At 69.2% G+C, this 13,208-nt stretch carries 14 protein-coding genes; 13 read left to right on the top strand and 1 reads right to left on the bottom strand.

The genetic code is table 11. From position 1 onward, the window contains the following. The first annotated feature begins 6 nt into the window (after positions 1-6). From dapA to AC2D9U_RS01925, 6 genes are all read left to right on the top strand, one after another. Positions 7-885 (top strand): 4-hydroxy-tetrahydrodipicolinate synthase, encoded by an 879-nt coding sequence (dapA, locus tag AC2D9U_RS01950; protein WP_484747318.1) that lies wholly within the window; start codon positions 7-9, stop codon positions 883-885. Positions 886-887: 2 nt separating this feature from the next. Beyond that, positions 888-1,373, top strand: a complete 486-nt coding sequence (gene smpB, locus AC2D9U_RS01945; protein WP_484745877.1) for an SsrA-binding protein SmpB — start codon at positions 888-890, stop codon at positions 1,371-1,373. Positions 1,374-2,420: 1,047 nt separating this feature from the next. After that, complete coding sequence (locus AC2D9U_RS01940) at positions 2,421-3,959, top strand: amidohydrolase family protein (protein ID WP_484745875.1); 1,539 nt, start codon at positions 2,421-2,423, stop codon at positions 3,957-3,959. Next, positions 3,959-5,017 carry an alginate lyase family protein gene (locus AC2D9U_RS01935; protein ID WP_484745872.1) on the top strand — a complete coding sequence of 353 codons (1,059 nt, stop codon included), beginning with the start codon at positions 3,959-3,961 and terminating at the stop codon, positions 5,015-5,017. The genes AC2D9U_RS01940 and AC2D9U_RS01935 overlap by 1 nt, the downstream gene beginning before the upstream one ends. A 52-nt stretch (positions 5,018-5,069) precedes the next feature. Continuing rightward, the gene (locus AC2D9U_RS01930; RefSeq protein ID WP_484745870.1) at positions 5,070-5,741 is read left to right on the top strand and encodes a sulfite oxidase-like oxidoreductase; all 672 of its coding nucleotides are present in this window, start codon (positions 5,070-5,072) and stop codon (positions 5,739-5,741) included. Beyond that, positions 5,734-6,273, top strand: a complete 540-nt coding sequence (locus AC2D9U_RS01925; RefSeq protein WP_484745868.1) for a glutathione peroxidase — start codon at positions 5,734-5,736, stop codon at positions 6,271-6,273. The genes AC2D9U_RS01930 and AC2D9U_RS01925 overlap by 8 nt, the downstream gene beginning before the upstream one ends. On the opposite strand, the gene AC2D9U_RS01920 is transcribed toward AC2D9U_RS01925, so the two are convergent. Next, complete coding sequence (locus AC2D9U_RS01920) at positions 6,266-6,898, bottom strand: uracil-DNA glycosylase (RefSeq protein WP_484745867.1); 633 nt, start codon at positions 6,896-6,898, stop codon at positions 6,266-6,268. The two genes, AC2D9U_RS01925 and AC2D9U_RS01920, sit on opposite strands and share 8 nt — an antisense overlap. A gap of 65 nt (positions 6,899-6,963) precedes the next feature. On the opposite strand from AC2D9U_RS01920, the gene folK reads away from it, so the two are divergent. The 7 genes from folK (at position 6,964) to era (ending at position 13,206) form a co-directional block, all read left to right on the top strand. Then, positions 6,964-7,482, top strand: coding sequence for a 2-amino-4-hydroxy-6-hydroxymethyldihydropteridine diphosphokinase (gene folK / locus AC2D9U_RS01915; protein WP_484745866.1), 519 nt, complete (start codon positions 6,964-6,966; stop codon positions 7,480-7,482). A gap of 87 nt (positions 7,483-7,569) precedes the next feature. Further along, complete coding sequence (gene rpoZ / locus AC2D9U_RS01910; RefSeq protein WP_484745864.1) at positions 7,570-7,965, top strand: DNA-directed RNA polymerase subunit omega; 396 nt, start codon at positions 7,570-7,572, stop codon at positions 7,963-7,965. A gap of 106 nt (positions 7,966-8,071) precedes the next feature. Then, positions 8,072-10,324 carry a RelA/SpoT family protein gene (locus AC2D9U_RS01905; protein ID WP_484745862.1) on the top strand — a complete coding sequence of 751 codons (2,253 nt, stop codon included), beginning with the start codon at positions 8,072-8,074 and terminating at the stop codon, positions 10,322-10,324. A gap of 10 nt (positions 10,325-10,334) precedes the next feature. Next, entirely contained in the window at positions 10,335-10,769 is a 435-nt protein-coding gene (gene acpS, locus AC2D9U_RS01900; RefSeq protein WP_484745860.1) for a holo-ACP synthase, read from the top strand. A 90-nt stretch (positions 10,770-10,859) separates the two neighbouring features. Next, positions 10,860-11,612, top strand: coding sequence for a signal peptidase I (lepB, locus tag AC2D9U_RS01895; protein ID WP_484745858.1), 753 nt, complete (start codon positions 10,860-10,862; stop codon positions 11,610-11,612). Beyond that, entirely contained in the window at positions 11,609-12,310 is a 702-nt protein-coding gene (gene rnc / locus AC2D9U_RS01890; RefSeq protein ID WP_484745857.1) for a ribonuclease III, read from the top strand. Before lepB ends, rnc begins: the two co-directional genes overlap by 4 nt. Further along, entirely contained in the window at positions 12,307-13,206 is a 900-nt protein-coding gene (era, locus tag AC2D9U_RS01885) for a GTPase Era (protein WP_484745855.1), read from the top strand. The genes rnc and era overlap by 4 nt, the downstream gene beginning before the upstream one ends. The last annotated feature ends 2 nt before the right edge of the window (positions 13,207-13,208 follow it).

Here is a 13,208-nt window from a genome sequence, read left to right as displayed (position 1 = left end):
CAAATGATGTTCAGGGGATCGCTGGTGGCGCTGGTCACGCCCATGCAGGCCGATGGCGCCCTGGATGCCAAGGCCTTCTCGGATTTCGTGGCCTGGCAGATCGCCGAGGGCACGCAGGGCCTCATCCCCGTCGGCACCACGGGCGAGAGCCCGACGCTGAGCCACGCCGAACATCACGAAGTCGTGGAGCTTTGCGTCGCCGCTGCTGCCGGGCGCGTGCCGGTGATCGCGGGCACGGGCTCCAACAGCACGGCCGAGGCGGTGGACCTCACCCGCCATGCCAAGGCGGCCGGGGCGGATGCGGCGCTGGTCGTCACCCCCTATTACAACAAGCCGACGCAGGAGGGGCTGTACCGCCACTTCATGGCGATCGCCGATGCGGTGGACCTGCCGATCATCATCTACAACATCCCGCCGCGCAGCGTCGTGGACATGAGCGTGGAGACGATGGCGCGGCTCGCGAAGCACCCGAACATCGTCGGCGTGAAGGATGCGACCGCGAACCTCACCCGCCCGCTGCACACCACCGCGGCCTGCGGCGCGGATTTCTGCCAACTCTCGGGCGAGGACCACACCGCGCTCGCCTTCCTCGCCGCGGGCGGGCATGGTTGCATCTCGGTCACCGCCAACATCGCGCCGCGGCTCTGCCGGGCGATGCACGATGCCTGGGCGGCGGGCGACATCGCGGGCGCGCAGGCCATCCAGGCGCGGCTGCTGCCGGTGCATGACGCGATGTTCTGCGAGACCTCGCCGGGCCCGGTGAAGGTGGCGGCGAGCCTGCTCGGCCACGGCACTGATTTCTGCCGCCTGCCCATGGCGCCGGTGGCCGAGAGCACCCGCGCCCGCGTCCGTGCCGCGCTCGCGGGCGCCGGCCTGCTGAACTGAGCATGGCGGAACCCCGCAAGAAGGCCCTGATCAGCCACGGCATCGCCTCGCAGAACCGCAAGGCGCGCTTCGACTACAAGATCGGCGACACGGTCGAGGCGGGGCTTGTGCTGGTGGGGCCGGAGGTGAAGTCGCTGCGCGCTGGCCGGGCCACGCTCAGCGAGGCCTGGGCTGGGGAGCGCGACGGCGCGCTGTGGCTGTTCAACGCCTATATTCCGGAATGGCAGGCGGGCAGCTTCGTCGCCAATTTCGAGCCGCGCCGCCCGCGCAAGCTGCTGCTGCACGGCAAGCAGGTGCGCGAGCTTTCCGCCGCCATCGCGCGGGACGGCATCACGCTGGTGCCCATGCAGGTCCACTTCAATGAGCGTGGCATGGCGAAGGTGCTGCTCGGCGTGGGCGAGGGCAAGAAGAAGCATGACAAGCGCGCCGCCATCGCCGAGCGCGACTGGGCGCGCGACAAGGCGCGGCTGATGCGAGACCGGGGCTGAACTCCGGCAGCTTCGGCAGAGTCAACACCATCTCTCATCAACGGTCATTAGGCTTGCGACTTTCCGGCCATCTCCGATAGGATCGAATTAGTAATGGGGAATTGATCCATGCGGGGTTTTTTGGCCGCTTTGATCGCTTTGTCGCTAAGTGGCTGTGCTGCAGGTTTGCGTGTCAACACAGCGGCAGTTGGAGATTCAATAGCCGACCTGCAACGTGCGCAGGTACTCTCGAACCTTGCCCGCTTTATTGAGAATGACCAGGCGATCCCATCCCAATATGAAATCGGCTCGGGGTCAGTGGAGGTTACAACTGCGATTAATCCATCCATCATACCGGGAATAAACCTTAGGGCGATCGCCGTAACGGGGGTTGGTCTTGCGAATACGAACAACTTTAAGCAAAGTTTTGGTGTTTCTCCCGTAACGAGCGTAAGCGACCTGAGGCTTCTACAGGCGCTTTACAGGTATGCGACGTACTCGGCGTCGGTGCCCCCTAGCAGCGATAGGCCTAGCGATTTTGATGGTCTCAGGAGGCAGCTTTCCAATATTGCCTCCACCAGAGGTCCATTCGGCACGGCGCCCTTGCCGGCGAATCTTCTTGCGGGTGAGGCCTTCATTAACACACTAAGCAACGTTATCGGCGAACTTCCATCTGCTCCATTGGTTGTATTCGGCGATGCGTGCCCGGTCGGTGCAACCCGGATTCCCACTTCGGGGCGGACGGCCTGCTTCCAACAGACGGGAGATACAGAGTCTCGTTTCATCCTGTGGGTCAGCGCGGTTACGCAGGACGTCTTGTTCACGAACCCGCCGCAGTCACCAGTGACAGACACGCCAAGAGTGCCTCGTGTACCCGTGCCGCCTGCGGCTTCTCCTGAATCAGCGGTTTTGTCACAGTCATTGCGCGGCGGTCTTCGTCGTCGTCCCGAAACTCTTGTATCGCCTGCGCCAAGCTTTATTGCTCAGTAGTCATAACAAACGTTGGTGATTGACGGGGAGATACCGCGTGATCATCATCGCTTTCACTGACACTTTGGAAGCATAGGCATGTTGCTGCTGCGCGGCGGCTGGGTGCTCGTCGATCCGGCGAAGGGCGAGGTGCTGCGCGACGCGGCGGTGTGCATCGTCGGCAATCTCGTCGCCGAGATCGGCGATGCCGCCGACCTCCTGCGCCGCTACCCGCAGGCCGAAGTGCTCGGCGGGCCCGAGGATATCGTCATGCCCGGGCTGATCGACGCGCACAGCCATGGGCGGGGACTCAGCCCGATCCAGAAGGGCGTGACCTATGACTACCTCGAGAACGCCTTCCTGGATTGGACGGCGATGGCCTATCTGCCGAACGAGCTTTGCGCGGCGCTCTCGGCCGTGCGGCATCTTCGCTATGGCGCCACCACCATCCACCACACGGGCTGGAACGACGAAGGCCCGCGCGCGACCGAGGAAGCGCGTAAGGCGATCCGCGCCTATGCGCAGGCGGGCATCCGCCTTGCCTACTCGCCGGCCGTGCGCAACCGCAACAAGTTCTGCGTCGATGAGCAGGGCTTTCTCGCCACCCTGCCGCCGGACCTCGCGGCGTTCGTGCGCCCCTTCACCGCCTATGACGCCGACGCCATCGAGGATGGCTACATGGCGCAATTCGCCGCGCTGCATGCCGAATTCGACGGGCCGATGTCGCGGATCTTCCATGGGCCGAGCTGGGCACATGGCACCACCGGGAAATTCTTCGCGCGCATCCGCGAGGATGCGGCGGCGCGCGGCGGCCTGCCGATCCATATCCACACGCTGCAGACCCCGCATCAGCGCGCCTATGGGCTGAAGGCGCATGGCAGGTCGCTGGTCGCCTATCTGGATGATCTCGGCCTGCTCGGCCCCGCCACCACGCTCGGCCATGCGGTGTGGCTGAGCGAGGCCGACATCGCGCTGCTCGCCACGCGCGGGACGAGCACCACGCATCACGCTTCCTGCAACCTGCATGTGCGCAACGGCATCTCGCCCGTGCAGCCGATGGTCCGCGCCGGCGTGAACGTCGCCATGGGGATCGACGACAAATCGATCAACGACGATGACGACCCCTTCATGGAGTTGCGCCTGATCGCGATGCTGGCGCGCACGCCGGGCTTCGACCTGGCCAGCACCGCGCAGCTGACCGCGCCCGAGGTTCTGGCGATGGGCACGGTGAATGCCGCGCGCACGCTGGGTTTTCACGGCTCGCTCGGCACGCTCGCGCCTGGGATGCTGGCCGATGCCGTGGTGCTCGACACCGCCGAGATGCTGCGCGACCCCTGGACCAGCCCGCGGCTCGCGATCCCGGATCTGATCCTCCAGCGCGCCAAGGGCTGCCACACGAAACACGCCGTGGTGGATGGCAAGGTGGTGATGCGCGACCGCCGGATCACGACGATGGATGTCGAGGCGCTCTACGCCGAGATCCGCGCCTGGGTGGCGAAACACGCGGATGCCGCGGCCGACCCGCACAAGGTGGCGATGATCGGCCGGCTCAAGCCGCATTTCCATGCCTGGCACGCGCAGATGCTGGAACACCTCGACGTGACGGAGCCCCACTACCGGCTGAACGGCGCGCGCTGATGCGCTGGTGGGTGTTGCCGCTGGCGGTGCTGCTGGCGGGTTGCGCCAGCGCCGCGCCGGCCGAGCACCTCGCCGGCCCCTTCGGCCGCCCTGGTCCGGCCGCGCCGCTCTCGCACCGGGACTGCCCCGCGCCGCCGCCGCCGGTCATGAGCCTGATGAGCGAGCCCTTCTACACCGACGCCGCCTTCTCCCAGCCCGATCCGGCGCGGCTCGCCGCCGATACCGAAGCCTCGCGGCCGCTGCGCGAATGGCTGGCGGCGATCCAGCGCCCGACCGAGCGCTGGGTGGCGCTGCGCGACGCGGCCGAGGCCGCCTGCGCGCTGCGCCAGATCGAAGCCTGGGCGGAGGCTGGCGCCCTGCTCGGCGCCTTCAACCGCCAGGGCGGCTACCATCGCAAATGGGCGCTGGCGGGTTCGGCCATCGCCCTGCTCGCGCTGCGCGATGCGCCGGACGCGACGCCGGGCCGCCTGGCCCGCATCGGCGCCTGGATGGGCGAGGTCGCGCGGCCCGTCGCGGCCTTCTACGAACGCCCGCCGCCGCGCCAGCCCAGGGGGGCGAGCGAAGTGCTGAACAACCATGTCGCCTGGGCGGGCCTGGCGGTCTCGGCCGCTGGCGTGGCTGCCGGGGATCGCGCGCTGCTGCGCCGGGGCGTGGCCTTCGGCGAGACCTTCCTGGCGCAGGTCACGCCGGAAGGGGTGCATCCGCAGGAATTGGCGCGCGGCCGGCTGGCCCTGAGCTACCACCTGTTCGCCCTTCAGGCCGCCGCGGCGCTCGCGCGCATCGCCGAGGCGGCCGGCGAGCCGCTGTCGCCCGAGGCGCGCGCCGCGCTCGATCGGCTTGCCCGCTTCACCTTCGCCCAGGCCGTCGATCCCGCGCGCCTGGGCGAACTCGCCGGCGTCGCGCAGGGGGTGCTTTCGGGCGACCGGCCCTTCCTCTCGGCCGGGCATGGGCTGGAGATCTGGGGCGGAGACCCGGCGATCCTGGCCGCGCTGGCGCCCTTCCGGCCCTATCGGGCGCCCTGGCTCGGCGGCGGGGTGACGCTGCTCTGGGGCCGGTGAGGGGTTGCATCCGCGCGGCGCCGTCGCACGTATCGGCCGCGAGGAGATGCAGATGTCTTCAGACGATGAGGTGTCCCTGACCGGCCGGATCCGCGACAAGCTCGTCGAGGCCAAGCAGGGCTGGGCGCGGGAAGGGCGGCTGCTCACCGGCACCACCGCGGATCCGGCGCGCGAGCGCCTGCCGCCGGGCCAGCGCCTCGTCACCGATTTCCCGGTGCTCGATCTTGGCGTGCAGCCGGATGTGAACCGTGCCAATTGGCGGCTGCGGATCGAGGGGCTCTGCGCCGCCCCCCTGCGGCTGACGCTGGAGGAGTTCCTCGCGCTGCCGCAGGCCACGCGCCGCAACGACATCCACTGCGTCACCCAATGGTCGCGCTACGACAATGACTGGCGCGGTGTGCCGGTGCTCGACCTGCTGGCGATGGCGCGGCCCAAGGATGAGGCGCGCTTCGTGGCGCTGACCAGCTATGATGGCTACACCACCAACCTCGCGATGGCGGATTTCGCGCGGGCCGAGAACCTCTTCGCCCATGAATGGGCGGGCGCGCCGCTGGAGCGCATCCATGGCGGGCCGGTGCGCCTGGTGGTGCCGCATCTGTATTTCTGGAAGAGCCCGAAATGGGTGACCCGCATCGAATTGCTGCGCGAGGACCGGCCCGGCTTCTGGGAGGTGCGCGGCTACAGCAACCGCGGCGATCCCTGGATCGAGGAACGCTATGCTTAGACGCACCCTGCTGCTCGCCAGCCCCCTGCTGATGGCCGCCGGACCCGCCCGCAGCGCCTTCGATTTCTCGCTCACCGCGCTGGAGGGGGGCGTGCTGGACCTTGCCGCCTTCCGCGGCCGCGCGCTGCTGGTGGTGAATACGGCGAGCTTCTGCGGCTACACCCCGCAATACGCCGCGCTGCAGCGCCTGCATGACCGCTTCTCGCCCCAGGGCTTCGCGGTGATCGGCGTGCCCTCCAACGACTTCAACCAGGAAAGCCGCGACGCCGCGCGCATCCGCGAATTCTGCGAGACGGTCTATGGCATCGACTTCCCGATGGCCGGGCTGACCAGCGTGCGCGGGGCGCAGGCGCATCCGCTCTTCGCCTGGCTCGCCGCCCGCGCCGGCGGGCCGCCGCGCTGGAATTTTCACAAGTATCTGGTGGCGCGGGAGGGCCTCTCGGTCCGCGCCTTCCCCACCGCGACCGACCCCGAGGCGCCCGGCCTGGTGCGGGCCGTCGAGGCCGCGCTGGCTGGCCGCGCCCTCAGCTGATCCGGGCCAGCACGGCCTCGACCACCGTCTCGAACATCTCGGTGGTCAGTCGGCCGGTCTGGGTGTTGTACCGGCTGACATGGTAGCTGTCGGCCAGCAGCACGCCGCCCGGCAGCTCATGCAGCGCGCCATGGGCGAATTTGTGGCGCGCGGCGGGGATGGCGTAGCTCTTCAGCAGCGCGTTGTGCGCGACCAGCCCGAGCGCGAGCACGGCGCGCAGGTTCGGCATCGCCGCGCGCTCGGCGACGAAGAAGCGGTTGCAGGTGGCGGTCTCGGCCGGGGTGGGCAGGTTCTCGGGCGGCACACAGCGCACGGCGTTGATGATCCGCACGCCGCGCAATTCCATCCCGTCCTGCGGGTCCTCGCGGTACTCGCCGGTGGCGAGGCCGTATTTCAGCAGCGTCGCGTAGAGCAGCTTGCCGGCATGGTCGCCGGTGAAGGGCCGCCCCGTGCGGTTCGCCCCCTTCACGCCGGGTGCGAGGCCCATCACCAGCAGCTTCGCCTCGCGCGGCCCCCAGCAGGGCACGGGGCCATTGTGCCAATCCGGCCACTTCGCCCGGTTGGCCAGGCGATAGGCGACGAGGCGCGGGCAGAGCGGGCAGTCGTGGTCTGGCTCGAGGGTCATGCTGGTCTTCCGGGCTCGGACGCACTACGTCGCGCCCTCTGATTCGCCGCAAGGGGGCTCTTCGCGTGATCCTGGTCGCCATCGGCGCGAACCTTCCCGGCCCGGACGGCGCCCCCGCGCTCGCCACCTGCCGCGCCGCCGCCGCCGCGCTGGATGGGCTGCCCGGCCTGCGGCTGCGCGCCCTTTCCCGCTGGTGGGCGACCCCGCCGGTGCCGCCCACCCCGGGCGTGCCCGACTATGTGAACGGCGTGGCCATGCTCACCGGGGCCGTGCCGGAGCCCACGGCGCTGCTCGCGGCGCTGCAGGCCATCGAGGCGCGCTTCGGCCGGGTCCGGCCCTATCCCAACGCGCCGCGCACGCTCGACCTCGATCTGCTGGCGGTGGGGGAGGGGCTGTGTGAGACGCCTGACCTCACCCTGCCGCATCCGCGCCTGCACCAGCGCGCCTTCGTGCTGGCCCCGCTCTGCGACATCGCGCCCCTCTGGGAGCATCCCCGGCTGGGCCGGAGGGCGGCGGATTGGCTGGCCGAGGCCGACCAGACCGGCATCCGGCCCTTGCATGGCGCGGCGCTGCTGGCTACATGAGCGGTTCACCAAAGGTGGGAGAGGGATAACCGCGCGCAGGCGTGGCCGTCCCCCCTTTCCCCGCCGGCTTACAGGATTGGAGCGGCCATGGCCCGCGTAACGGTCGAGGACTGCATTCTGAAGGTGCCGAACCGCTTCGAGCTCGTGCTCTACGCGGCCCAGCGCGCCCGCAACATCAGCCGTGGCGAGGAACTGACCCTCGACCGCGACAACGACAAGAATCCCGTCGTCGCGCTCCGCGAGATCGCCGAGGACACGGTCGAACTGCCGGCCCTGGAAGTGGACCTGATCAAGTCGCTCCAGCGCGCGCCCGAGCCCGAGCCGGCCGAGGAAGAGGTGCTCGACCTCATCGCGACCGACGAGAACATCTTCGGCGTCATGGACGTGAATGAGGAGCAGATCGGCGATGGCGCCGGGCTGGAGGATCTCTCCGCCGACGACATCGAGGCGGCGATCGCCGCCGAGCTCGGGGGCAAGCGCTGACGCCGGCGCGATGTCGCGGGGGCGACCCCCCCGCTGACCCGCGCCACGGGTCGCTTCGGCGGCCCGCCCCTGAACGCGCCCCCAGACAGGCCCAGGGCGGCGCGACATGAACACCCCGGCGGCGCCTGACGGGATGGCCGTCGGCGGGGCTGCGGCCGCGACCGACCTCGCCGGCATCGACCAGACCGGCCTGAGCCTCGCCCAGCGCGTCGCCGCCTATGACCCGCGCGCCGATGTCGGCATGATCGCGCGGGCCTATTCCGTGGCCGCCGCTGCCCATGAGGGGCAGAAGCGCGACAATGGCGACCCCTACATCACCCACCCCATCGCCGTGGCCGAGATCCTGGCCAGCTACCGGCTTGATGCCGCCTCCATCGCCACGGCCCTGCTGCATGACGTGGCCGAGGACACCAAGACCGGCCTCGCCGAGCTGGAACGCGGCTTCGGCAAGGAAGTCGCCCGGCTGGTGGATGGCGTCACCAAGCTGACGCGCCTCGAACTGCAATCGGAGCGCACCAAGCAGGCGGAGAATTTCCGCAAGCTCGTCCTCGCCATGAGCGAGGATATCCGCGTGCTGCTGGTGAAGCTCGCGGACCGGCTGCACAACATGCGCACGCTCCATTTCGTGCAGGAGGAGCATCGCCGCCGCAAGACCGCGCGCGAGACGATGGAGATCTTCGCGCCCCTGGCCGAGCGCATCGGCATGGATGCGCTGAAGACCGAGCTCGAGACGCTTTCCTTCCGCGAGCTGAACCCGGACGCCTTCCAGACCATCGCCTCGCGCCGCGCCTTCCTCTACGGCCAGGGCGCGGACCTGATCGAGGAGATCCGCATCGACCTCCGTCGCGTGCTGGCCGAGGCGGGGGTGGAGATCGTGGAGCTGACGGGGCGCGAGAAATCGCCCTACTCCATCTGGCTCAAGATGCAGGGCAAGAAGGTGGAGTTCGAGCAGCTCTCGGACATCATGGCCTTCCGCGTCATCGTCGCCGACAAGACCGCCTGCTACGCCGCGCTCGGCGCCGTGCACTCGGCCTATCGCGTGGTGCCGGGCCGCTTCAAGGACTACATCTCGACTCCCAAGCCGAATGGCTACCAGTCGATCCATACGGGCCTGTCGGTGCCCGAGAAGCGCAACGCCAAGATCGAGGTGCAGATCCGCACGCGCGACATGCATGAGGTCGCGGAATACGGCGTGGCGGCGCATTGGATCTACAAGCAGGGCGGCCAGGCGGCGAAGGACAGCGGCAAGTTCCCCTGGGTGAAGGCGCTGCTCGACATCCTCGAGCAGGCGGCCGAGCCGCAGGAATTCCTCGACGCCACGCGGCTCGAACTGCATCGCGACCAGGTCTTCTGCTTCACCCCCAAGGGCGACCTCATCGCCCTGCCGCGCGGCTCCACCTGCGTGGATTTCGCCTACCAGGTGCACAGCCAGGTGGGCGATCAGTGCGTGGGCGCGAAGATCAACGGCCAGATCAAGCCGCTGCGCACGCCGCTCGAGAATGGCGACCAGGTGGAGATCATCACCGCGCGCGGCGGCACGCCGAACCCGCAATGGGAACGCTTCGTCGTCACCGGCAAGGCGCGCGCGCGCATCCGCCGCTTCGTGCATGCCGAGAGCCGCAAGACCCAGCAGCAGGAAGGCCGCGCGGCGATCGCCAAGGCCTTCCGGCAGGAGGGCATCGACTTCACCGATCGCGCGGCGGAGCCCGCGCTCAAGATCCTCAAGCAGCCGAATTTCGAGGAGCTGTGCATTGTCGTCGCCTCGGGGGCGATTTCGGGCAAGGACGTGGTCTATGCCTGCTACCCCGAGCTGCGCGGCCCGCCCCGGGCGGCGGACCCGCTGCCGCTCGCGCGCTCACGCCCGCGTGCCGTGCCGCTGGTGCCCAGCAAGGGCGGGCGGCGCGACGTGGCGATGGGTGTGACGGGCCTCGTCGCGGGCATGCAGGTGAGCTTCGCGGGCTGCTGCCACCCGCTGCCGGGCGACCGCATCCTGGGCATCGTCACCACCGGCAAGGGGGTGACGGTGCACAAGACCGATTGCCACAACCTCTCCGCCTTCACCGACACGCCCGAGCGCTTCCTCGACATCGACTGGGACTACCAGGGCGGTGCCGGAGGCGGGCATATCGGGCGGATCGACGTGATCACGGCCAATGACCGTGGCGCGCTCTCGGCCGTGACGGATGCGATCGCGCGGCAGGACGGCGCCATCGAGAATCTGCGCATCGTCCATCGCGGGCCGGATTTCCAGGAGGTCTCGGTGGATGTGGAGGTGAAGGACATCCGCCACCTCTCCAACATCATCGCGGCGCTGCGCGGCCTGCAGGGCGTGGCGCAGGCCGAGCGGTCGAAGGGCTGAGGTCGCATCAATGATTATTGGTCTCGGCAGCGACGTGGTGGATATCCGCCGGATCGAGGCGGTGATCGCCCGCCACGGCGCCCGCTTCCTCGAGCGCGTCTTCACCCCCGCCGAGCGCGCCAAGGCGGAACGGCGCACGGAGAAGATCCGCGCCGGCACCTACGCCAAGCGCTTCGCGGCGAAGGAGGCCGCCTCCAAGGCCCTGGGCACCGGGTTCAGCGGCGGCGTGTTCTTCCGTGACCTCGGCGTGGTGAACCTCTCTTCCGGCCAGCCGACGCTGCGCCTGACGGGGGGCGCGGCGGCGCGACTCGCGGCCATCACCCCGCCCGGCATGGCCGCGCAGGTGGCGCTGACCATGACCGACGAATACCCCTATGCGCAGGCGATGGTGATCATCTCGGCCGTTCCGTTGCCGGGCATGCCGCGCGGGCCCGCCATTCCTTGACAGTGGCGGGGCGCGCGGGTTCTAAGCGCGGTCACGATGGCGGACCCGAAGGCCGGGCCGGCCGATAGGATGCCCGCGAAAATTCCACCCATGGTCAGACAGAAGACGGGCGGCTGGCTCGAAAGCATCAAGACCGTGGTCTATGCCGGGCTGATCGCCATCGGCATCCGCACGGTGGCGTTCGAGCCCTTCAACATTCCCTCGGGCAGCATGATCCCCACCCTGCTGGTGGGCGACTACCTGTTCGTGTCGAAATTCTCCTACGGCTATTCGCGGCACTCGATGCCCTTCAGCCCGAACCTGTTCCAGGGCCGCATCTTCGGCTCCCTGCCCGAGCGCGGCGACGTGGCGGTGTTCAAGCTGCCGCGCGACAATTCGACCGACTACATCAAGCGCATCATCGGCCTGCCGGGCGACCGCATCCAGGTGCGCGCCGGCGTGCTCTACCTCAACGGCCAGCCGGCCCGGCGCGAATTGCTCGGCCCCTTCACGGTCGAGGGGGACGGGCCGCGGCTCGTCGTGCGCCAGTACCGGGAAATCCTCCCGGCCCAGCCGGGCATCGAGCCGCACGCGCACAACATCCTGGAAATCTCGGACGACCAGCCCTTCGACAACACGCCGGAATTCCGCGTGCCGGAGGGCCATGTCTTCGCCATGGGCGACAACCGCGACAACTCGCTCGACAGCCGCGCGCAGAATGCGGTGGGCTTCATCCCCATCGAGAATCTCGTCGGAAGGGCGGAATTCATCTTCTTCTCGGTCGATGGCTCGGCCCGCTGGTGGGAGGTCTGGGCCTGGCCCATGGCCATCCGCTGGTCCCGCCTGTTCAGCGCGGTCAGGTGAGCGGCACCGAACAGCACGCCGAGGCGCTGGAGCAGCTTGCCGCGCGCCTGCCGCATCGCTTCGCCAATCCCGCGCTTCTGCAGCACGCGTTGACGCATCGCTCGGCTGCGGATCCGCGCCGCCAGATGCTCGATTCGAATGAGCGCCTGGAATTCGTGGGCGACCGCGTGCTGGCGCTGATCATGGCCGAGTGGCTTGCCGAGCGCTTCCCGCAGGAGCGCGAGGGCGATCTCGGCAAGCGCCTGGCCGTGCTGGTCTCGCAGGATTCGCTGGCGCGGGTCGCGCTCTCGCTCGGGGTGGGGGAGGCGCTGCGCCTGCCGCCCAATGAGGAACGCGCGGGCGTGCGCGCCCGGCCTTCCGTGCTCTCCGATGCGCTGGAGGCGCTGCTGGGCGCGCTCTACCTCGATGGCGGACTGCCCGCTGCGCGCGCCCTGGTGCGGCGCGAGTGGGATGCGATGCTGGAAGCCCCCGTGCGCCCGCCGGTCAGTCCCAAGACGCGGCTGCAGGAATGGACGCTCGGCCGGGCGCTGGGCCTGCCCGAATACGCATCCGTCTCGGCGACCGGGCCTTCGCACCATCCGATCTTCGTGGTGCGCGTGCGCGCCGCGGGGCAGGAGGCCGAGGGAACGGGCGAGAACAAGCGCGCGGCCGAGCAGGCCGCCGCCGCCGCGCTGCTGGCGCGCCTGGGGGCCTCATGAACAACGCCACTCGTTGCGGGTTGGTTGCCGTGGTGGGCGCGCCGAATGCCGGCAAGTCCACGCTGGTGAACGCGCTGGCGGGCACCAAGGTGACCATCGTCTCGCCCAAGCCGCAGACCACGCGCTTTCGCATCCGCGCGGTGGTGATGCGCGGCCCGGCGCAGATCATCATGGTGGACACGCCCGGCATCTTCCGTCCGCGCCGGCGTCTCGACCGCGCCATGGTCGCCGCCGCCTGGACGGGGGCGCAGGATGCCGACCTCGCCATCCTCATCGTCGATGCCCGCGCCGGCCTGACCGAGGAAGTGCGCGAGATCGTCGAGGGGCTGAAGCGTGGCGGCCGCGCGGCCATGCTGCTGCTGAACAAATCCGATCTGGTCGAGCCGCCCCGCCTGCTGCCCCTCGCCAAGGCGCTGAACGAGCTGTTCCCCTTCGACGAGACCTTCATGGTCAGCGCGCTGAAGGCGAAGGGGCTGGACCGCGTGCTGGACGTGCTGGCCGCGAAACTCCCCGAGGGCCCCTGGCTCTTCCCGGAGGACGACCTCTCCGACCTGCCGCAGCGCATGCTGGCCGCCGAGCTGGTGCGCGAGCAGGTGCTGCGCCTGACGCATGAGGAAGTGCCGCACCACGCGACCGTCGAGACGGAAGCCTGGAAGGAGCAGAAGGATGGCTCGGCGCGCGTCGAGTGCACCATCTACGTCTCCCGCGCGACGCAGAAGGGCATCCTGATCGGCGATGGCGGGGCGAAGATCAAGGAAATCGGCCGGCGCGCGCGGGCCGAGCTGGAACAGCTGCTGGAACGGCGCGTGCACCTGTTCCTCAACGTCAAGGAACGCTCCGGCTGGGATGAGGAACGCTCGCGCCTGCGCGCCATCGGGCTCGACGACGCGGAATAGCG

Source organism: Roseomonas sp. TF40 (assembly GCF_057219975.1).
Note: the sequence above shows the minus strand (reverse complement) of the source record. Positions and strands in the feature narration are given on the sequence as shown.